Origin of the sequence: Aliidiomarina shirensis (genome assembly GCF_003987345.1) — a bacterium.
Lineage (GTDB): Bacteria > Pseudomonadota > Gammaproteobacteria > Enterobacterales > Alteromonadaceae > Aliidiomarina > Aliidiomarina shirensis.
In genome coordinates this window covers 351,584-371,340 of sequence record NZ_PIPP01000002.1, presented here as the reverse complement: position 1 = coordinate 371,340, position 19,757 = coordinate 351,584, and the positions used below count along the sequence as shown (strand labels likewise).

Sequence of the window (19,757 nt, the reverse complement as noted above, 5' to 3'; positions counted from 1 at the left end):
TATAATATTAGTGACTCTCAAACAGCCGCTGAATATTATGCAGGGTTTCATCAATGTCGCTCACTTTAACTGGCGCAATGAAAATTGTGTCATCACCGGCAATCGTGCCGAGCACACCCTCTTTCTTACCTACCGAATCAAGTAAGCGAGCAATAAGCTGAGCAGCCCCCGGGGTAGTGCGGATGATAACCATGACATCGTTATGCTCAACATCAAGCACAAGCTGGCGCACTGAGCTACGAGCCGAAGGCATGGATAGTTCGGGTGGTAAACAATACACCATATCTTCACGCGCATTGCGTGCACGTACAGCACCGAATTTACTCAGCATGCGTGAAACTTTCGATTGATTCATACCATCGAAACCACGCTCTTGCAGCGCTTCAACGATTTCCGCCTGCGATGAATAAGATTCTTCTTTTAATAATTCGCGAAATGCTTCAATGAGCAAATCTTGTTGTAAAGAGGCCATACGATCGTCTAATTGTTTACCAAGAAAAAGAGATAGATAGTGTATCGGAAATTTTCCATAACACCTAGTTTTGTAAAAAAATGTCCCCATATATAGAAGCAGTTAAACGAGCGTTTTATTGTTTTTTTGGGGCTGATCGGCTAAGGTTTAGCCCCCGCAACAGATTGATTGGAGTGCATTATGAAAGTAACAGTATTAGGCGCCGCTGGCGGTATTGGTCAGGCGTTATCTTTGCTATTAAAAACCCAGCTTCCAGCAGGAACTGACCTTGCCTTGTTCGACCTTGCACCGGTAACGCCGGGTGTTGCGGTTGATTTGAGCCATATTCCAACCTCGGTAAGCGTAAAAGGTTATGGTAAAGAGAACTTAACTGATGCACTTGAAGGCGCTGATGTTGTATTGATTCCAGCTGGTGTTCCGCGTAAGCCAGGTATGGACCGTTCAGATTTGTTCAACATGAACGCTGGCATCATTAAAAACCTAGTTGAAAATATTGCAGATACTTGCCCGAAAGCATGTATTGGAATTATTACCAACCCAGTAAATACCACGGTAGCAATTGCTGCTGAAGTATTAAAAGCCAAAGGTGTTTACGATAAGAATCGTTTATTCGGTGTAACTACACTTGATGTTATCCGCGCTGAAGCGTTTGTGGGTGAACTCAAAGGTCTGCCGCTAGAAGACGTTCATGTGCCAGTAATTGGTGGCCATAGTGGTACTACGATTTTACCATTGCTTTCACAAGTAAAGAATGTTGAATTCACGCAAGAAGAAATTGAATCACTTACCCACCGCATTCAAAACGCGGGTACTGAAGTGGTTGAAGCCAAAGCTGGCGGCGGCTCTGCAACCCTTTCCATGGGCCAAGCAGCAGCACGTTTCTGCTTATCAGTTGTGAAAGGCCTGCAAGGTGTTCACGTTACTGAATACGCTTATGTTGAAGGCGATGGCAGCGATGCACAGTATTTTGCGCAAGCGGTAGTACTAGGCGCCAACGGTATTGAAGAAGTTTTACCATACGGCGAATTAAGCGATTTCGAAGCGAAAGCCAAAGCCGATATGCTTGATGGCCTGAAAAAAGATATTCAAATGGGTATCGATTTCGCCAATCAGTAAATCTGATTGCTTGAAATTAAAAAACCGCGCTAGGTGCAAACCAGCGCGGTTTTTTTATCTTGGCTTGGGGGGCTCTGGGCGTGCTTACCACCATGCAGGGCGCCGTAAACCCATCCGAGGCATGGATGCCGAGGCCAAGCCTACATGGACGTATTTACGGCGTCCCGCAACGGTGGGAGCGCCGCACCCGAACTTAAACGCTTAAATCTCTCAGGCCACCCGCTCTACTGCTAGGTTGGCGAGGGCTTTTAATGCTTCTTTATGTTGGTTCTCAGGGAAGGGAGCAAGTGCTGCGATGGCTAGATCGCGTTGTTCGAGCGCCTTACTGCGGGTGTATTCTAAGGCGCCGGTGCTTTGCATTACGCCAAGGATCGTTTCTAGCGAATCACGTTTACCACCTTCTTCAATAGCGCTGCGAATCAAGGCTGCGTGTTCTTCATCGCAATTCCACATAGCATAAAGTAATGGCAGGGTAGGTTTGCCTTCGGCTAAATCATCGCCGGCATCTTTGCCCATGGTTTCGGCATCAGAGGTGTAGTCGAGCAAATCATCTACTAATTGGAAAGCATTGCCTAAATAGCGGCCATAATCAGCGGCTGCTTGTTCGAGCTCGGCGCTTTCACCTGCGAGCACGGCACCGAGTTGGGTTGCCGCTTCAAAAAGTTTTGCCGTTTTACTGTAGATAACTTGAAAGTAAGATTCTTCGGTAGTGGTGGGATCGTTGCAGTTCATCAGCTGCAACACTTCGCCCTCAGCAATAATGTTTGTGGCATCGGCGAGCACTTCGAGAACGCGCATACTTTCGGTTTTCACCATCAACTGAAATGCGCGGGTGTAAAGAAAATCACCTACTAATACGCTTGCTTCGTTGCCAAATAAGGCATTTGCAGTTTCTTGACCACGGCGGGTGAGTGACTCATCAACTACATCATCGTGTAGCAAAGTGGCGGTATGTATGAATTCAACAATAGCTGCAAGCAGGTGATGTTTATCACCTTTATAACCCAAGGCGCGAGCTGCAATTACTGCCAACTGGGGGCGTAAGCGCTTACCACCGCTGTTGATAATGTAGAAAGCTAACTGATTAATCAACGCGACATCTGAACGTAATTGTGCTGTAATAATCTCATTCACAGCATGCATATCGTTTTCGCTAAGCGTGCGTACGGCAGATAAATCCATGGTAAAGCAGCTCTTTGTTTACATAAAATTAGCGTTTGATTTTACCTGAATTACAGATTTCTGCCAGTTTGATGATTTTTATATTTTTCGCTTGCGCTGCGGGATGTTTTTACGTAAAATCCGCGGCCTGAATTAAAGTTTGTAGCGCCTTATAAAAGGCAATTGGAGAAGAATATGTACGCGGTTTTTCAAAGTGGCGGTAAACAACACCGTGTCACCGAGGGCCAGACCGTTCGCCTGGAAAAGCTCGAAGCAGCTACCGGTGATACCGTTGAGTTTGAGCAAGTGCTCATGCTCTCTGATGGTGAAAACGTGACAATTGGTGCACCTTTCGTTGAAGGTGGCAAGATTAAAGCAGAAGTAGTGACCCATGGTCGTGGCGATAAAATTACTATCGTTAAGTTCCGTCGTCGGAAGCACTCACGCAAGCAACAGGGTCATCGTCAGTGGTTCACGGAAGTGAAAATCACTGGTATTGGCGCTTAAGAGGAGTAGAGACACATGGCACACAAAAAAGCAGGTGGTTCAACACGTAACGGTCGCGATTCAGAAAGTAAACGTCTGGGCGTTAAGCGTTATGGCGGTGAAACTGTACTAGCCGGAAACATTCTGGTTCGTCAACGGGGCACCAAGTTCCATGCAGGCAATAACGTAGGTGTAGGTCGTGACCACACGTTATTCGCGAAAGTAGATGGTAAAGTTACCTTCGAACAGCGTGGACCGCAAAATCGGAAGTTCATCAGCGTAAACGCTGATTAATACGAGCACCGAATCCGGAAAACCCCGCCTTAGTGCGGGGTTTTTTGTATCTTTACCTTACCTCCGGGTAAGTATATTCTTGAAATATTGACGTGTGAGCGTCGGGCAAAACAGGCAAAACCATGAAATTCGTTGATGAAATTGATATTCGCGTAGAAGCAGGCGATGGCGGCAATGGCTGCATTGGCTTTCGGCGCGAGAAATACATACCGAAAGGCGGCCCTGATGGCGGCGACGGCGGCGATGGTGGTGATGTTTGGTTGGAAGCCGATGAGAACCTCAATACCCTTATTGATTATCGCTTTGAACGCACGCATCGTGCACAACGTGGCGAAAATGGTAAGAGTAGTAACTGTACAGGCCGCCGCGGTGAAGATAAAACGCTGAAGGTTCCTGTAGGTACGCGTGTTAAGGATATGGATACAGGCGAAATCATTGGCGATTTAACCCGCCATGGTCAGCGCCAGCTCGTAGCTAAAGGCGGTTTCCACGGTTTAGGAAACACCCGGTTTAAGAGCAGCACCAACCGTGCACCGCGGCAAAAAACCGATGGCACCAAAGGTGAACACCGTATTTTATTACTCGAGTTATTGTTGTTAGCTGATGTTGGCCTACTGGGTATGCCGAACGCGGGTAAATCAACATTAATTCGTTCTGTTTCAGCCGCAAAACCAAAAGTGGCTGATTATCCGTTTACTACCATTACGCCGAATTTGGGCGTGGTGCGTTTAAATGCGAGCCAAAGTTTTGTAATCGCTGATATCCCCGGCTTGATCGAGGGGGCTTCTGATGGCGCCGGCTTAGGTATTCAATTCTTAAAGCACCTTGAACGCTGTGGCTTGTTATTGCACTTGGTTGATATTGCGCCGTTTGATGAGAGCAGCCCTGCGGATACCGCGGAAACCATTATTCAAGAACTTGCGCAATATAGCCCAGCACTAGCGGCTAAGCCGCGTTGGTTGGTGTTGAATAAAACCGATTTAGTAGACGAAGAAACATTGGCTGAACGCCGTGCTGAAATCGTTGAGCGTTTGGATTGGCAAGGCCCGGTATTTGAGCTTTCCGCGATTACTGGTAAAGCGTGTAACGAACTTATGCGTGAAATCATGCAATACTTGGAAGCGCTGCCGAAGCCCGATGCAGAAGCTGAAGGCAATGATGAGCCGGTTGAGTTTAAATGGACAAGCTACCACGATGAACAGATGCAAAAAGCTGAAGAAGAGTGGGGCGATGATCTTGAAGATGATTTAGATGACGACGATGATTGGGAAGAAGAGCCCGATGATGGTCATGTGATCTACAAACCATAATTTAGAAACGATAATTTAGAAACCATAATGATTAAATAAAAAAGGTATTTAGCCCCATGGAAATCTCCCTTATTGCAGCGATGGCCGATAACCGCGTAATTGGCAACAAAGGAGATATGCCATGGCATTTGCCTGATGAGTTGAAGTATTTTAAAGAGCTCACCATGGGCAAGCCGATTATTATGGGGCGCAATACCTTTGCTTCGATTGGCCGGCCACTCCCAGGCCGGCACAATATTGTTATTACCAGCAACCCCGAATTACTTCCCGAAGGTGTAACTACCGCAAGTAACCCTCAACAAGCGATTGCTGCTGCTGAGGCAATGGCGGCGGCGAATGGTACGGAGTTGCATGAAGTAATGATTATTGGCGGTGGTCAAGTTTACGAAGCCTTTTTGCCGCATGCTACGCGGTTATACCTCACGCATATCGATCTGAATATAGAAGGGGATACCTTTTTCCCTGAGTTTCACGCCGATGAATGGCAACAGACGTTGCTGCGTGAACACAAAGCTGATGACAAGAACCCACTTTCTTTTCGCGGCTACATGTATGAAAAACCCTAATTTCTAAACTTCTCATTTTATATGTTTGCGTATTAACCAGCGCCTTTCCTTGTGTGCCCGAAAGTTTAATTTTTTGTTACTGAATGTAAACAGCTATTGCAGTAATGTAACAAAATCGGTAAAACACATTAAAACGCTAGCGCACCCATAAAGAGAGAATAATAATGAAAACCCTCACTCCGGTAACACTGGGGTTTGCCTTTGCTGCGTGCCTTGTTTTAGGCGCGCCCGCAGCAAATGCGCAAACTTCAGAAACATCCTCTGAAAATCCATCAGCCACAAACAACTTGTTACAGCTCGAATCTTGCCATTTACGCGGATTATCGGAGCAAGTTGAATGCGGTTTCCTGACTGTTCCAGAAAATCATGCTGCGCCCGATGGCAAGCAAATTGATTTACATATTGTTCGTTTACCGGCGGTAAGTTCCGGAGCGGCTTCTGATCCTTTGTTCTTTTTAGCTGGCGGCCCAGGGCAAGCTGCAACCGAGCTTGCAAGCATGATTGATCACATCTTCCAAGATGTGCGTCAGCGCCGCGATATCGTATTGATTGACCAACGTGGCACTGGAAAATCAGGGGCGCTGCAATGTGAAGTTTCTGCTATTGATGAGCTCCTTGTTCCCGATGATCAAGTTGATTTAAGCGCGACAATGGCAGAGTGCGCTGAAGACTTCGATGTTGATTTTCAGCAGTATAATACGGTGAATGCGATTCTCGATTTCGAGATGGTACGCAAAGCGCTTGGTTATCAGAAAATCAATTTATATGGTGGCTCTTATGGTACTCGTGCCGCATTAGTATGGATGCGTGAAGCGCCAGAAGCGCTGCGCAGTGTGGTACTTGATGGTGTAGCACCAACGCAGGTGGTTGTGGGGCCTTTTGGCACCTACAGCCAACGCGCTTTCGATTTAATGGTCAGTGATTGCAATAACGAACCAGAATGTGTGGAAAGTTTTGGCGCCATTGACGAGAAATATTACGCATTGCGCGAGCGTTTGCAGGCATCACCTGAGCAATTAGTAATGCAGGACCCTCGGAGCGATGAGACTCGCGAATTACTGATGACAGCGAAGCGCCTAGCCGGTATTTTGCGCACAGCGTTGTATTCGCCAAGAACACGCCAGCTCATACCCATTGTTATTAGTGAAGCCAATAATGGGAATTGGCGTCCACTCGCAGGCTTAATGGGAGCTTTTGACGCCGACTCTCCATTGTATGTGGGGCTGCTCGTTTCGGTATTGTGCCAAGAAGATATGCCTCGGGCCGACGATGCGCTCTTAGCGCGTGATGGTGATAATCGCTTTATTGGTGGCAGCGTAGGCGATGATTTTGTCAGTATGTGCGCCGGTTGGCCCGTAGAGCCATTGCCGGATAACAGCCACGCTGCACCGGTAGTAAGCGATATTCCTTCGTTGTTACTTTCTGGTGAACAAGATCCGGTAACCCCGCCTGAGTGGGCAGAAATTGCCGCTGAAACGTTATCAAATTCACAGCATTTAGTTGCCGAGTTTGGTGGCCATACGATTATGAGCCATACCTGCGCAAATCGCCTGATTGCGCAGTTTTTGGAAGACCCGAGTAAAACGGTTGATGATTCTTGTTTGGCACGCACGCGCATGTTGCCATTCTTACGTAACGTAAATGCGGCGGGGATGTAAGCCATGATAGTTACTAGCGGATTAGAGAAAGCATATAAAGACGTGAAAGCGCTTAAAGGCCTTTCATTTCAAGCCAACGATGGCGAAATCACCGGTTTGCTTGGCCCGAATGGTGCCGGTAAAACTACCTGTTTACGCAGTATTTATGGCTTGATTCACCCCGATACGGGGAGTGCGCAAGTAGATAGTATTGATGCTTCGAAAGCACCTATTGATGTGCGTAAACGCATTGGTATCTTCCCGGATAAGTTTGGGTTGCAAGAGCGCTTAAGCGCACGTGAGCACATCGCTTATTTTGCTGGCCTTCATGGTTTACATGGCGACGCGCGTAAAGCAGCGGTGCAGCAGGTAATCGATGATTTAGATATGAATGATATCGCTGATCGCCGCACTGGCGGTTTCTCTCAGGGCCAACGCATGAAAGTTGCGCTAGGCCAAGCCATTGTGCATCAGCCACAGAATTTGATTCTAGATGAGCCAAGCCGCGGCTTAGATGTTATGAGTACGCGAATTTTACGTGAGCTTTTATTCCGATTGAAGGCCCAAGGCCGCTGTATTTTATTTTCTAGCCATGTCATGCAGGAAGTAGCAGCACTTTGTGATCGGGTAGTGATTATGGTGGCAGGGCAAGTAGTGGCTGAAGGTAGCCCAGCTGAGCTGTGCGAACGAACAGGGCAAGAGAGCTTCGAAGAAGCCTTCGTGCAGTTAATTGGAACTGAAGAGGGCATCATGCTATGAAATCAGTATTTATGACAGTTTGGCTAAAAGAAATGACGGATGCCTTGCGTGACAAGCGTTCGTTAATGGCGGCAATGAGCTACGCGTTCTTTGGACCCATTATGATGGCGGTAGCCTTCATGATGGTTATTAAAGATGCGGTTTCTGAACGTGATGTGTACGTACACATTGATGGCGCCCAATATGCACCAGCGTTAGTAGATTTTCTTGGTGATCGAAGAATTTTTGCCGGTGATGAAGAAAACACTGCGCGTGAAATCTATTTGGAGATCCCAGAAAACTATGAAGAAAACATGGAAAGTGCAAAGCCGATTTATATCACGGTTCGTTCGGATTACTCGGAGCGCAGCGATGGTAGTTATCGTAGCCGTTTAGAGAGTGCATTGCGTGAATATAACAATACGATTGCTAGCCACCGCCTAACGCTGCGAGGGATTAGTGCTGATGTTATTTCGCCAATTCGTATTGATAAGCAAGATACCGCAACAAAAGAAGCTAGGGCGGCGATGATTTTGGGTACGGTGATGGTGTTCGTGCTCATGGCTATTTTCTTCTCAGGTATGAACGTTGCTATTGATGGCAGTGCCGGTGAGCGTGAACGGAATTCGCTAGAGTTCCTGTTGGCACAGCCTGTAGGTACGCACTGGCTGGTAATGGCCAAAGCAGCTGCGGCGGGAACCTTTGCTTTGTTTGGGGCGGTGTTAAGTATCTTGTTAATTCCGTTGGTATTCTTGTTTGTGCCACTTGAAAAGCTCGGTATTGATTTCAGTATGAGTTGGATAGATCAAGCAGGAATGATACTGGTGCTTATTCCTTTGGCGGCTTTTGCGAGTATTTTGCAATTGTTCGTAAGCTTTCGAGCAAAATCGTTTAAAGAAGCACAAACTTATATTTCGCTGGTAATGTTCATCCCAGTAGCTGTGATTTTTGCAGTAGAATTTACGCGTTTTGAACATCCTGCATTAGAAATACTTCCGGTTACTTCGCAACATCGCGTATTGCTTGCTACCATTGGTGGACAAGACGTTAACTGGTTGATGGTACTTGGCGGCGCGGGCATTACGTTAGCAGTAACCGCGGCGTTAGTAGCGGTAGTAACGAAGATGTTACGCAGCGAGAAAGTAGTTTTCGGCCTCTAGGAGGCAGTTGTGTATGATCCGTTAAAAAGCCGGGATATCCCGGCTTTTCACGAATTTGGTATTGCTTCATATTGGGCAGCGGTAACACCTTTCCCGGATACCAATGCCGTAGCTTTACCGCGCAAAGCGGAAGTGGTGGTTATTGGCGCTGGTTATACAGGCCTTAATGCAGCCATTGAAATTGCACAACAACAACATCGTGAAGTTGTACTTATTGATGCCGGAGGCGTGGGTGCTGGAGCCAGTAGCCGCAATGCCGGCTTTTTATTGCCTGGCACGGGTAGGCTGAGCTATGGCGATTATGCCAGCAAGTTTGGTGATGATGTAGCACACGCTGTGCAAAACGAATTTGCCAACAGTATCGCGCATGTAAAGAATGCTGTTGAAACCTCCGATTGGCCGTGTGAATTAATCGAGGCTCGCTATTTGCGCCTCGGCCACAATGCCAAAGCTGCGGCAACCTTGCAGCAGCACCAACCCGCATATGCGAATACTCTATTAACCGCGCAATGGCTTAGCCCCGAAGCGCAACAGGCACAGCTACCGGGCCTTAAGTGGCAACATGGCGGCTTGTCCCTTACTCCCGCTGCAGCGTTGAACCCAAGGGCGTTAACGGGCGCTTATTTACGCTTAGCGCAACGTGCAGGGGTTACCATCGTAACCGGTCATCCGGTAACCGAGTGGGGGCAGAGTGTTGGTAAACACACGCTGATCGCTGGCGGCCATGAGATCCAGTGTGATCAAGTGCTCGTGTGCACCAATGGATATTTACCTCAGCAACCTTTTCCGGAGCTCAGTACGCGCCAGTTCCCAGTGCTCTCGAGTATTTTGGTATCGCGGCCATTGAGTGCGGCGGAACAGCAACACTGCGGCCTAACGGTTAATGATTTGGTAATGGATACCCGCACTCTAAAATATTATTACCGTTTGCTACCTGATGGCCGTATTCTTTTCGGCGGCCGTGGTGCCGTAGAGGGTAAGCATGCCGATGATGCTGCACAAAAGCAGCGTATGGAAAAGGCGCTAGCGGCTACCTTTCCAGATCTCAGCGATTTACATGCAGATTATTTTTGGAGTGGCTGGATTAGTGTGGCGCTTGATTCGATGCCGCGAATTTATTCGCCTGCGAATGGTGTGTATACCAGTTCTGGGTATTGCGGTGCAGGTGTGGCCTTCGCAAGTTTAGCGGGAAAACGCCTAGCGCAATATTGCAACGGCGAGGCGGTGCCTGATTTACCGTTCTATCAATCTGAGCTACCGCGCTACCCGTTTGCGGCGGCGCGGCGTATTGCGCTAAGGGCGATGTATAGCATTGATAGATTTAGGAAGTAGAAGGTTCGGATTAAAAGCGCAGTAACATTTCTGCGGCAGTACAATAACAATCGCCATCACACACTGGGCAGTAGTACCCATCATCAAGTGAAGATTGTAGCCACCGCTTGCCATGATCAGCTATAAGCTCACCACCACAGCGTGAGAAGTATTCAAACGCGCTGTTGTTCGGGCTTTGCCGCCAAATATGAGCCAAACCGCCTTTGCAGCCAGCGCCCTGAGCTTCAACAATAGAGTGCATGAGTAATGATTTACCGATACCGCCGCCTTGCACTTCATGATCAACTGCAGAACATTTGAAATAGCAGAGCTCTTCTGCGGCAAATGGCCATGCGCTGGGTGTGCAATACTTATCAATATCCCATTTGCCGGGTGCAAAGGTGAGGCGAATGCCCGCTAATTTATCATCGCTGAACGCTAACCAGTGCAGATTGCGGCCATTTTCAGTTTGCCCTCGTTGAAAATAATCAGCGAGATTCTCAGGAGTTAGGTAGTTTTCGCCATGAACTTTATTGCCAAGCTCGATCACGTCAGCAAAATCTGCTTCGGTAAGCGGGCGAAATGAAAGGCGTGGGGAATTGATTGTCATAGTGAACTTCCTTGAAAATGAGCGCGCATTATACCGCGCATAAAAAAAGGTGAGCAACTAAGCGCTCACCTTTTTTCTAGTTAGCGTGTGCTAATCTTAGTAGCGGTATTCATCAGGCTTGAATGGGCCTTCTACCGGCACACCAATGTACTCTGATTGTTGTGCTGTCATCTTCGTGATAACACCACCAAAACCTTCAACCATATAACGCGCCACTTCTTCATCAAGCTGCTTTGGTAATACTTCAACTGTTAAGTTTTGTTTCTTATCAGCATCAGACATTGCAGCATATTTCTTCTCAAACAAATGAATTTGCGCTAATACTTGGTTTGCAAAAGAACCATCCATAATACGGCTTGGGTGGCCAGTAGCGTTACCCAAGTTCACTAGGCGGCCTTCTGATAATAGAATCAAATAATCATCTAGTGAATCAGAACGGAACACAGTGTGTACCTGTGGCTTCACCTCTTCCCAGCGCCAGTTTTTACGCATGAACGCAGTATCGATTTCGTTATCGAAGTGGCCGATGTTGGAAACCACAGCACCGTTTTTCAACGCTGCAAGAATGTACTGATCACACACGTTCACGTTGCCAGTAGTGGTAACGATTAGGTCGGTATTGCCTAACAATTCTTTATTGATGGTAGAACCATCACCTGCGTTTACGCCACCGATGTATGGAGATACAACTTCGTAGCCGTCCATGCACGCTTGCATTGCACAGATTGGGTCGATTTCAGTTACTTTAACAATCATGCCTTCTTGGCGTAATGATGCTGCAGAACCTTTACCCACATCACCGTAGCCAACCACTAGGGCTTTTTTACCTGATAATAAGTGATCGGTAGCACGCTTAATGGCATCGTTTAACGAGTGGCGACAGCCGTACTTATTGTCATTTTTTGATTTCGTTACTGAATCGTTTACGTTGATAGCAGGTACTTTCAAAGTGCCTTTCTTCAACATTTCTAATAAACGGTGAACACCTGTTGTGGTTTCTTCAGTAATGCCATGGATTTTATCGAGCATTTCTGGGAATTTATCGTGCATAAGCAGTGTTAAATCGCCACCATCATCAAGAATCATGTTGGCATTCCATAACTCACCGTCTTTCTTACACGTTTGCTCTAAACACCACTCGTATTCTTCTTCAGTTTCGCCTTTCCAAGCGAATACTGGAATACCGGCTGCGGCCATAGCAGCAGCCGCGTGATCTTGCGTCGAGAAGATATTACACGACGACCAACGCACTTCTGCACCTAGCTCGATAAGTGTTTCGATTAACACGGCAGTTTGGATGGTCATGTGGATGCAGCCGATGATGCGCGCATCTTTCAATGGCTTCGCTGCTGAATATTTGCGGCGAATAGCCATTAATGCAGGCATCTCTGATTCGGCAATGCGAATCTCTTTGCGACCGTAATCCGCAAGGTTAATATCAGCTACTTTATAATCTTGAAAAGAAGTCATTATATTCTCTCGTATCTGCAAATTTGAATTTATGCTGAAACCTGTTCAGCAAGATTTAATTCTTCCAGAATTTGTTGTTGCGTTTCGGTGCTCAAGCGAGGCCCGTAGTTACATACAATTTCTGCTGCCGAACGGCTAGCAAGTGTGCCAGCCTGAGCAGGTGTTAACCCCTGCGTAATGCCGTATAAATAGGCACCAGCAAACATATCGCCAGCACCATTGGTATCAATCGCTTTTACTTTAAAGCCCGGCACTTGTATCCGATGCTCACGCGTGCCGATAATGGCGCCTTCTTTGCCGCGCGTGATTACTACCTGTTTCGCGACATCGAGTAACGCATTCATCGCCGGCTCTAAGCCTTCACAACCGGTGTAGATTTCAGCTTCTTCCTGATTACAGAAAAGAATATCAACACCTGGGGTAAGAAATTCATCTAAGCCTTCTTTGAAGTACTTAACCATGGAAGAATCGGAGAAGGTTAGTGCAATTCGGGTGCCATTTTTTTCGGCAACTTCACGCGCTTCGCGAACTGCATTGCGGGCAATTTCTGATGTAGCTAGATAGCCTTCAATATAGAGATATTGAGAATCCGCAACAACCGCAGGTTCTAACTCTTCACTTGAGAAATCGATGGTGATTCCCAAAAAGGTGCACATGGTGCGCTCAGCATCAGGCGTAACCATCACCACACATTTACCTGTGTGGCCATCGTTATCTTGCTTCACCAAATGGGTACTCACGCCAGCGCGCTCAAGATCGGCCTGGTAGAAGTTACCATCATCATCGTTGGCAACCTTACAGCAGTAGAAAGCCTTGCCGCCAAATTGGCTAAAGGCAACTAAGCTGTTTGCTGCGGAACCACCACCAACGCGCTTCTCGAGTTTGAACTCTTTATGGAGCTCACTGAGAAGTAGCTGTTGCTGAGTTTCATCAAGCAACGTCATGATGCTTTTTTCAATACTGTGGCGCGCCAAAAATTCTTCAGTTACTTTAAATTCTTGGTCTACCAAGGCGTTCCCGACGCCGATTACATCGTAAGATTTCATTACGCTTATTTCACGCTAGCTTAGTTAAAAATGAGACGCAGGATTATACAGGAATTTACGCGCGATATCCGCCAGTAATTCCTTTTGTTGTAATACTCACTGCATCATGGGCGTGCAAGGATTCGTAATGATTCACGCGAATCCAGAAATCTAAAATTGTAGAATTCTTGCTCAGCTCGTATTGTAGCAGGCGCGCTGCATCTTCGCAGAACATTAGATTCTGGCCATTTAAACGTGCAAATTCTTGTTCATCCTCACGTTTTACCGCGGCTTGAACGGGGGTTTTTAGTGCTGCTTCAACCCGGTCGATCATGGCTACGATTGGCAAGATATCGGTGTCATCAGATAGCTTAACTTTAATATCGGCTAGCGAGCGTTGGCTATGTGGCGTTGCCACAATACCATCAGTGGTGCCAAGCCAAGCAACAACATCATCAATGTTCAAATCTTCATCGTGAAATTGCTTCTGAAATGCTTCTTGAATGAGCTGACGGGCTAACGCAGCTGAGCAAGGACACGTGGACGAGTAGGTGATCCCTACTTGCATTTCAAGTTCGGTTTTACCATTGTTGCGCACAGCGCTGATAGTTACCGGATACCCTTTCCAACCTTGTTTGCCACTCACGAGTGATTTCCGGCGTAGCAGATATTCGAACGCAAACGAAACACGTGCTTGCTGACTGATATCGTTGTGGCTCTCAATAAAATAGTCGAGTAGTTTACGAATGCTACTTCCACTGAGTACATCATCATTGGCAAGTTCATCAACTGCTAAATATAACCGAGACATATGAATGCCTTTAGCTTTAGCGTCGTCGAGGCTCACGAATGCTTCTACGCGTGCAGCCACTTGTTGTGGCAAGCCGCTTTCGCTCGCAACCATGAATGGCATTTCAATATTACTCATACCAACCCAATCTAGGGTTCCTTCGATATGAGCTTGTGCTTGATTTGCGATATCTGGCATCGATGTTGGCATTCAAACTACTCCGCTTAATAATAACCTTGCGCCGAACTGTTACAGCCAAGGTTATGCGAGTCAATTGTAAAATCTAAAAAGTGACCGCGAATTATACAACAAGGCACCTTAAAACGGCACCCCAGAATCAAAATACAGTGGCGCTCTTGCGAAGGCACTGAAGATAGGCAATGAATGCTGCCTGTAGTAAAGTGAGGCATACACAGCCGTTATTCCATAGCTGGCTTTACTAATTGTTGCTTAATACGTAACTGCAAGAGGATTTGGATTGCATGAGCAGAGGAAATTCTACTGATATTGATTGGGCGTTACTAACACAGTATCAAGAAATTCTTGGAACCCAGGGCATTAGCGATAGTTTTCAAATATTTTTAAAAGTTTTGCCTGATTACCAAGCCGAATTTGAGCAACTTGTGTTAGCGCAGAATGAACCAGGTGTTCGTTCACAAGCTCACAAGATTAAAGGGAGTTGCCGCTCGCTGGGTTTTAAGCGGTTGGGTGAAATAATGCAGTTTATTGAAAAAGAAGCGTGGCAGTGGCAAGAAGTAGAAGCCCACATAGCACAATGGCCGCACCACTATGCTGTGGATACGGCCATTGTTGAAGAATGGTTAACTGCTAATTGCTAGCGGGAATAACGCTTTTTTACGCTACTTTAATTTCCACATCACCCACAAAACGATAACCTTCACCGTGTATGGTGGTAATTAAGTTTGGTGTTTCTGGGTGAGCTTCGAAATGCCGACGAATACGGCGAATTGCCACATCGACCGTGCGATCATTCGGGCGCAACTCACGATCAAGCATTTTCCGGACTAAGGTATCGCGATCGTGGATTTTACCGGGCTGCGTTAGAAATAACTCAAGCGCACGGTATTCACTTTTCGGTAATCGAAACATTTTATTATCAGGTGCATACAAACAACGGCTATCGCAATCTAAAACCCAATTGCTGAAATGATATTGTTTACTGCCTTCAACCTGATTCTCGCGTGGCTCGTTGATTTGCTCGATACGGCGCGCTAAGTTGCGCACACGAACGGTAAGTTCGCGAGGATTATAAGGCTTAATTAGGTAATCATCGGCGCCTAATTCAAGTGCTAATAAACGATCTTCATCGCTATCGCGGCCAGTAAGGAACACTAAACCGATGTTGTTTTGTTCACGTAGTGATTCTGCAAGCTCTAATCCACTCTGGCCCGGTAAATTAACATCCATAATGATGATATCAATTTGCTGTTGCGCCATGATGTGTTCCATCTGGCGGCCATCGGCAGCGTCAAATACTTCATAGCCTTCTTGCTGAAATAAGCGCGTTAGTGTTTGGCGGGTAACCACCTCATCTTCTACAATCAGAAGCTTCACGTTCGTTGTTTGTTCCATGTTGTTTTCTGATCTCCGCGTTCAATTGCTAATGAAATAGAACTGCTGATGAATTATGTTGCAGCCTACAAGAATAAGTTTTCCTAGGGAACAAATGCAAGTAAGTTCTTATATTTTTAACAAAACTTATATTAATTGTATATTAATTATTCAGTATAGGTATTTTGATCGTAAACGTACTGCCGTGTTCTATCTCGTCTTCATGGCTGATATAGGGCGTACTGGCGCATGAGATTTCGCCATCCAAAAGCTGGGTTACCCAGTTGAATACTTGATATAAGCCTATTCCAATCGCACCTTGCGCTCGGCGAGTGGTGGTAAAAGGTTGGAATATTGCTTGTTTTAAATCAGGTGGTATCCCCACGCCGTTATCATTAATTTCTATATGTAAAAATTCATCAACAACCACTATCGAAATGTTGATCAGCAGCGGCTGAACGGCTTTAGCGTTATTTTTTATACTTGCGTGCACCACGGCATTATCAATGATCTCCAATATAACGCGCTCAAGAACTAAGGTTTTCAAGCTCACCACTGCATTTTCGGGGGCGCAATGGAATCGCACCTGAATGTGTTGAGGTAAACCTCGTTCTTGAATGATGGAATGTTGTAATCGCTGTGAGAACGCCGATAGTGTGATTTTTTTCGGTGTGTCATTGCGATTCAACATTGCCATTTCTTGGAAATGTTGGATTAGGTTAGAGCAGCGATTTAGGCTATGCAAAATAGCATCAAGGTTGTTGGCCGATTCGTCAAGGTAAGTGCTCAATTGCGATTCTGTGATTTCTTTTTTCTGCAAAGCTCGAACAATCTGTTTTTGTTGCTCTTGCGCTTTAACGGTAGCGGTAACACTCGCATCCAATGGGGTATTAAGCTCTCGCGAAATGCCAGCGATTAAACTTTCCAGCGAAGCCATTTTATCGTGTTCGAGATTTTGTCGTTGATGGCTATGCAGCGTTTCTAACGCGTGCGTAAGCTTTTTATTTACTTCTGATAGACTTTGCGTCCGCTCCGCCACTTCAGCTTCTAGTTCTTCATTTGCTCTTTGTGCTTGCAGCGCACTGTGTTCGGCGTATCGTTTTTCATGCCGATACTTTTCGAGTAATCGCTTTATCTGCAGTTGAACATCGATTAATTCCTCGGGGATATCTCGTTCCTGTTCAATGTCGAAGCTGTGGTCTTGACTCGCTTTCGCTATGGTTCTGCTAAACCGCAGTAGCGTGGATTCAAGTGTGCGCACGAAAAATCGTACACTGAGTGAAACACTAATTAAAACCACAATAAATGCGGCAATACTGATGAAGATGTGGCGGCGATGCGCACTTTGCACTTGTTCAAGCGAGGTTCTCACGTATATGTAGCCAGACAGCTCATTTTCGTTAAATATTGGCTGCGCAATTTCTAAATGATCGAGTGCGAATTGGTAGGTGGGTAAATTTTCAATGCGCTCTGATTGCTCGGCAAGTATTGTGCGCCCGCTCGTAGCGTAGTTTTTTATGAGTACAGGATAACGCTCATCTTCACGCACAGCGTATAGATGCACGTGCTCTAAAAAATCGTGGGCTGATAAGCCGCTAAAAAGGTACTCGGTATGCTCACTGGTTAACGGATAATTACTCGCTTGTACCGATAATTGCTGGGCTAATGCTTCGGTTTTATTAACCAGTGAGCGGCGTTCGGAATCGGTAACGAGCAACGTAGAAAGCGCAGTGAATAGCAACATGGCTAAGGCAACAATACCTGCAATGATGACATTTAGGCGGCTACTCAGCGACCATTTCTGTGCCCGTTCCCCCATATTAATGTGCTCTTTTCGCTGTATCAGTGATCATTTGGTATAGGCTCCCGTGCGCTATACTTTGCGGTTGGTGGCAAGCCAAACGGTGAATTTTGGCGTTTGCACCAAAACGTTTACGTGCTTAAAGTTAGCACTTAAGGCTTCGCGGTATGGTAGAAACGTGTTTGCCACAATTAACAGTGAACCATTAGCCTGCAGTTTTGCGCAACTTTCACGAATGAAGTTTTGTGTGATTTGGTAATCAGTTTGCTTGCCTGAATGAAAGGGCGGGTTGCTGATAATCCACTCATATTTACCGGCAACCTTGGCCAAGCCATCGCTGGCAAATACATCAGCGCTGATGCCAAGTTTAGCTAATGTGGCTTGTGTAGCTTCAAGTGCAAGCACATTTATATCAACCGCTGATAGTTGAATTTTCGGGTATTCGGTTGCTAGCCAAGCACTTATTACGCCCGCGCCACAGCCAAAATCCAGTACTTTACCGGTAATGTTTGCTGGCAAATGTTCGAGCAATAGCTGGGTACCCATATCGATATGGCCACTACTGAACACCCCAGGTAGATTGGTGATGCTGAGTTTTTTTTCACCTGTGGCTGAGGGCAATAGAAATTCGTATTCGCTGATGAAATCTTCGGCGCTGAAAGGAGCTTGGCTTTGTAAGCAACTACTCAATAACTGGCAGTGATTTCCACTTGCAAGCTTTTGAAACGATTGCCAGCCCGCGTGTTCTTGTTTTAGATAAGAACGAATACCGGTTTCGTTATGCCCGACTAACCAAATCGGTGTGCCAGTAGGCGCTACTGCCCTCAAATTAGCGAGTAACATCCGCGTAAGCTGCTTCTCTTTCGGGATATTCAGAATAATGCCAGCAACATGTTGTGCTTCGCCTAAGTGCGCCTGAAATATCTCAGTTTCGGGTGCACCGCCGGTAAGCGCTTGGGCGTTGAGTATCCAACTAATGCAAGAAAATCCAGCATGCTCAAGTTCTTGCGCCATGCCAACACTTGGATTTACCAAAAGAACCCGCTCGTTATGGGGATCCTCTAGTTGTGTTTGTATCAAGCTCGCTTGGCGAACGAGTAATTTACTTGCTGCTACCGACATTCAGTGCCTTCTTGCTGAGTTTATTTTACGTTCGGGTAATGTATTGCTGTGAGTACCGCGTAACTAACCGGTTGTTAGCTCGGACGATCTGGGTATGCTTCTACAAACATATCAACCATTTCCGATGCATTTGGAATCTCATTCGCATCGAAGCAGGCAATATGGAATAAGGCTTCACCTTCATTACTCACTGGAATGTTGCTGATGCCTATTACAATGCCACTTACAATCGAATAGATCGATGTGTGTTCGCCGCCATGAGGTGGCGCCACATGGGCTAAAAGCTGGCCGCGATGAACGGTTTGCCCAAGCTCAACTTTAGCAAGCACTAAACCATCACCTTCACTGCGAACCCAAATCGAACGCTGGGCGAATACCGGCGTTACTTTTTTCCGAGTACGTCGGCCTTTCATCATTTTCAGCATTTTCATTACATTGGTAACGCCGTTTACGCCTGCCCGAATGGCAGAATAATCGAAACGTAATGCTTCACCCGCTTCATATAAGATTAGCGGGATATTTAATTCCGAGGCTTGTGAGCGCAACGAGCCATCGCGATCTTTGGCGTTCATGATAACCGGGCTGTTAAAGGCTTCGGCCATTTCTACCGCTTTTTCATTGTCCATATTGACACGGATTTGCGGCAGATTGCTGCGATGAATAGCGCCGGTATGTAAATCAATAATATAGTTTGCGCGCTCTACTAATAGGGTGCGGAATAAGTATGCTAATCGGCTGCCCAGAGCACCGCGTTCGGAGCCCGGAAAACAACGATTTAGATCGCGACGATCGGGTAAATACCGCGTTTGTTGAATAAAACCAAACATGTTCACCACGGGCACGAGCAGCAAGGTTCCGGTAAGTTGTGTTGGGTCGATGTCTTGAATTAAACGCCGACAAATCTCGATGCCGTTTAGTTCGTCGCCATGGATTGCAGCACACACCAACAAGACTGGGCCGGGTTTGCTGCCGTGTAATACTTCAACATGCAGATCGAGAGGGGTATCTGAATAAAGGCGTGCTGCGGGAAGAAGCACCCGCTCTTGAGTTCCTGGGGCAACGGATATCTCGCCCAACAAAAACGGCTTACTGTGTTTACGTGCCATGAAGGGTAGA

At 46.5% G+C, this 19,757-nt stretch carries 20 protein-coding genes; 10 read left to right on the top strand and 10 right to left on the bottom strand.

Going from position 1 to position 19,757, the window contains the following annotated elements; all coding sequences use genetic code 11:
- Positions 1-7: 7 nt before the first annotated feature.
- Entirely contained in the window at positions 8-472 is a 465-nt protein-coding gene (argR, locus tag CWE13_RS05780) for a transcriptional regulator ArgR (RefSeq protein ID WP_126806750.1), read from the bottom strand.
- A gap of 180 nt (positions 473-652) precedes the next feature.
- Here argR and mdh point away from each other — a divergent pair, with 180 nt between their 5' ends.
- A complete protein-coding gene (gene mdh / locus CWE13_RS05775; RefSeq protein WP_126806748.1) occupies positions 653-1,588 on the top strand; it encodes a malate dehydrogenase in 936 nt (311 codons plus the stop codon).
- Positions 1,589-1,798: 210 nt separating this feature from the next.
- On the opposite strand, the gene ispB is transcribed toward mdh, so the two are convergent.
- Positions 1,799-2,770: an octaprenyl diphosphate synthase gene (ispB, locus tag CWE13_RS05770; protein ID WP_126806746.1), complete on the bottom strand. Its 972-nt coding sequence runs from the start codon at positions 2,768-2,770 to the stop codon at positions 1,799-1,801.
- 174 nt (positions 2,771-2,944) lie between these two features.
- Here ispB and rplU point away from each other — a divergent pair, with 174 nt between their 5' ends.
- The 8 genes from rplU (at position 2,945) to CWE13_RS05730 (ending at position 10,272) form a co-directional block, all read left to right on the top strand.
- Positions 2,945-3,256 carry a 50S ribosomal protein L21 gene (gene rplU / locus CWE13_RS05765; RefSeq protein ID WP_007420752.1) on the top strand — a complete coding sequence of 104 codons (312 nt, stop codon included), beginning with the start codon at positions 2,945-2,947 and terminating at the stop codon, positions 3,254-3,256.
- Between the two features lie 15 nt (positions 3,257-3,271).
- Positions 3,272-3,529, top strand: coding sequence for a 50S ribosomal protein L27 (gene rpmA, locus CWE13_RS05760; RefSeq protein WP_126806744.1), 258 nt, complete (start codon positions 3,272-3,274; stop codon positions 3,527-3,529).
- 122 nt (positions 3,530-3,651) lie between these two features.
- Complete coding sequence (gene cgtA / locus CWE13_RS05755; protein WP_126806743.1) at positions 3,652-4,839, top strand: Obg family GTPase CgtA; 1,188 nt, start codon at positions 3,652-3,654, stop codon at positions 4,837-4,839.
- A gap of 56 nt (positions 4,840-4,895) precedes the next feature.
- Positions 4,896-5,405 (top strand): type 3 dihydrofolate reductase, encoded by a 510-nt coding sequence (folA, locus tag CWE13_RS05750; RefSeq protein WP_126806741.1) that lies wholly within the window; start codon positions 4,896-4,898, stop codon positions 5,403-5,405.
- A gap of 164 nt (positions 5,406-5,569) precedes the next feature.
- Entirely contained in the window at positions 5,570-7,063 is a 1,494-nt protein-coding gene (locus tag CWE13_RS05745) for an alpha/beta hydrolase (protein WP_126806739.1), read from the top strand.
- Between the two features lie 3 nt (positions 7,064-7,066).
- Complete coding sequence (locus CWE13_RS05740) at positions 7,067-7,801, top strand: ABC transporter ATP-binding protein (protein ID WP_126806737.1); 735 nt, start codon at positions 7,067-7,069, stop codon at positions 7,799-7,801.
- Positions 7,798-8,940 carry an ABC transporter permease gene (locus tag CWE13_RS05735; RefSeq protein ID WP_126806735.1) on the top strand — a complete coding sequence of 381 codons (1,143 nt, stop codon included), beginning with the start codon at positions 7,798-7,800 and terminating at the stop codon, positions 8,938-8,940. The genes CWE13_RS05740 and CWE13_RS05735 overlap by 4 nt, the downstream gene beginning before the upstream one ends.
- Positions 8,941-8,949: 9 nt before the next feature.
- Complete coding sequence (locus CWE13_RS05730; RefSeq protein WP_126806733.1) at positions 8,950-10,272, top strand: NAD(P)/FAD-dependent oxidoreductase; 1,323 nt, start codon at positions 8,950-8,952, stop codon at positions 10,270-10,272.
- 10 nt (positions 10,273-10,282) lie between these two features.
- Here the strand turns inward: CWE13_RS05730 and CWE13_RS05725 are convergent, their stop codons facing one another.
- The 4 genes from CWE13_RS05725 to folE2 all read right to left on the bottom strand — a co-directional run bounded on the left by CWE13_RS05725 (position 10,283) and on the right by folE2 (position 14,356).
- Positions 10,283-10,861 (bottom strand): GNAT family N-acetyltransferase, encoded by a 579-nt coding sequence (locus tag CWE13_RS05725; RefSeq protein ID WP_126806731.1) that lies wholly within the window; start codon positions 10,859-10,861, stop codon positions 10,283-10,285.
- A gap of 96 nt (positions 10,862-10,957) precedes the next feature.
- A complete protein-coding gene (ahcY, locus tag CWE13_RS05720; protein ID WP_126806729.1) occupies positions 10,958-12,331 on the bottom strand; it encodes an adenosylhomocysteinase in 1,374 nt (457 codons plus the stop codon).
- Between the two features lie 29 nt (positions 12,332-12,360).
- On the bottom strand, positions 12,361-13,377 hold the full coding sequence (locus tag CWE13_RS05715; protein WP_126806727.1) for an adenosine kinase: 1,017 nt from the start codon (positions 13,375-13,377) through the stop codon (positions 12,361-12,363).
- Between the two features lie 55 nt (positions 13,378-13,432).
- A complete protein-coding gene (gene folE2 / locus CWE13_RS05710) occupies positions 13,433-14,356 on the bottom strand; it encodes a GTP cyclohydrolase FolE2 (protein WP_126806725.1) in 924 nt (307 codons plus the stop codon).
- A gap of 272 nt (positions 14,357-14,628) precedes the next feature.
- Here folE2 and CWE13_RS05705 point away from each other — a divergent pair, with 272 nt between their 5' ends.
- Entirely contained in the window at positions 14,629-14,985 is a 357-nt protein-coding gene (locus CWE13_RS05705) for an Hpt domain-containing protein (RefSeq protein ID WP_126806723.1), read from the top strand.
- Positions 14,986-15,001: 16 nt separating this feature from the next.
- On the opposite strand, the gene arcA is transcribed toward CWE13_RS05705, so the two are convergent.
- From arcA to CWE13_RS05685, 4 genes are all read right to left on the bottom strand, one after another.
- On the bottom strand, positions 15,002-15,739 hold the full coding sequence (gene arcA, locus CWE13_RS05700) for a two-component system response regulator ArcA (protein ID WP_126806721.1): 738 nt from the start codon (positions 15,737-15,739) through the stop codon (positions 15,002-15,004).
- Positions 15,740-15,881: 142 nt separating this feature from the next.
- Positions 15,882-17,537, bottom strand: a complete 1,656-nt coding sequence (locus CWE13_RS05695; protein ID WP_126806719.1) for a sensor histidine kinase — start codon at positions 17,535-17,537, stop codon at positions 15,882-15,884.
- Positions 17,538-17,591: 54 nt separating this feature from the next.
- Positions 17,592-18,641, bottom strand: a complete 1,050-nt coding sequence (locus CWE13_RS05690) for a class I SAM-dependent methyltransferase (protein ID WP_126806717.1) — start codon at positions 18,639-18,641, stop codon at positions 17,592-17,594.
- A gap of 74 nt (positions 18,642-18,715) precedes the next feature.
- Entirely contained in the window at positions 18,716-19,747 is a 1,032-nt protein-coding gene (locus CWE13_RS05685) for a succinylglutamate desuccinylase/aspartoacylase family protein (protein WP_126806707.1), read from the bottom strand.
- Between the last annotated feature and the right edge of the window lie 10 nt (positions 19,748-19,757).

Bases quoted from the DNA above. Each gene is read 5' to 3' on its own strand.
- CWE13_RS05690 (WP_126806717.1), bottom strand. From the start codon at position 18,641: ATGTCGGTAGCAGCAAGTAAATTACTCGTTCGCCAAGCGAGCTTGATA.
- rpmA (WP_126806744.1), top strand. From the start codon at position 3,272: ATGGCACACAAAAAAGCAGGTGGTTCAACACGTAACGGTCGCGATTCA.
- folA (WP_126806741.1), top strand. From the start codon at position 4,896: ATGGAAATCTCCCTTATTGCAGCGATGGCCGATAACCGCGTAATTGGC.
- CWE13_RS05715 (WP_126806727.1), bottom strand. From the start codon at position 13,377: ATGAAATCTTACGATGTAATCGGCGTCGGGAACGCCTTGGTAGACCAA.
- ahcY (WP_126806729.1), bottom strand. From the start codon at position 12,331: ATGACTTCTTTTCAAGATTATAAAGTAGCTGATATTAACCTTGCGGAT.
- CWE13_RS05695 (WP_126806719.1), bottom strand. From the start codon at position 17,537: ATGGGGGAACGGGCACAGAAATGGTCGCTGAGTAGCCGCCTAAATGTC.
- CWE13_RS05685 (WP_126806707.1), bottom strand. From the start codon at position 19,747: ATGGCACGTAAACACAGTAAGCCGTTTTTGTTGGGCGAGATATCCGTT.
- CWE13_RS05745 (WP_126806739.1), top strand. From the start codon at position 5,570: ATGAAAACCCTCACTCCGGTAACACTGGGGTTTGCCTTTGCTGCGTGC.
- folE2 (WP_126806725.1), bottom strand. From the start codon at position 14,356: ATGCCAACATCGATGCCAGATATCGCAAATCAAGCACAAGCTCATATC.
- argR (WP_126806750.1), bottom strand. From the start codon at position 472: ATGGCCTCTTTACAACAAGATTTGCTCATTGAAGCATTTCGCGAATTA.
- ispB (WP_126806746.1), bottom strand. From the start codon at position 2,770: ATGGATTTATCTGCCGTACGCACGCTTAGCGAAAACGATATGCATGCT.
- CWE13_RS05735 (WP_126806735.1), top strand. From the start codon at position 7,798: ATGAAATCAGTATTTATGACAGTTTGGCTAAAAGAAATGACGGATGCC.
- cgtA (WP_126806743.1), top strand. From the start codon at position 3,652: ATGAAATTCGTTGATGAAATTGATATTCGCGTAGAAGCAGGCGATGGC.
- mdh (WP_126806748.1), top strand. From the start codon at position 653: ATGAAAGTAACAGTATTAGGCGCCGCTGGCGGTATTGGTCAGGCGTTA.
- CWE13_RS05725 (WP_126806731.1), bottom strand. From the start codon at position 10,861: ATGACAATCAATTCCCCACGCCTTTCATTTCGCCCGCTTACCGAAGCA.
- CWE13_RS05705 (WP_126806723.1), top strand. From the start codon at position 14,629: ATGAGCAGAGGAAATTCTACTGATATTGATTGGGCGTTACTAACACAG.
- rplU (WP_007420752.1), top strand. From the start codon at position 2,945: ATGTACGCGGTTTTTCAAAGTGGCGGTAAACAACACCGTGTCACCGAG.
- CWE13_RS05740 (WP_126806737.1), top strand. From the start codon at position 7,067: ATGATAGTTACTAGCGGATTAGAGAAAGCATATAAAGACGTGAAAGCG.
- arcA (WP_126806721.1), bottom strand. From the start codon at position 15,739: ATGGAACAAACAACGAACGTGAAGCTTCTGATTGTAGAAGATGAGGTG.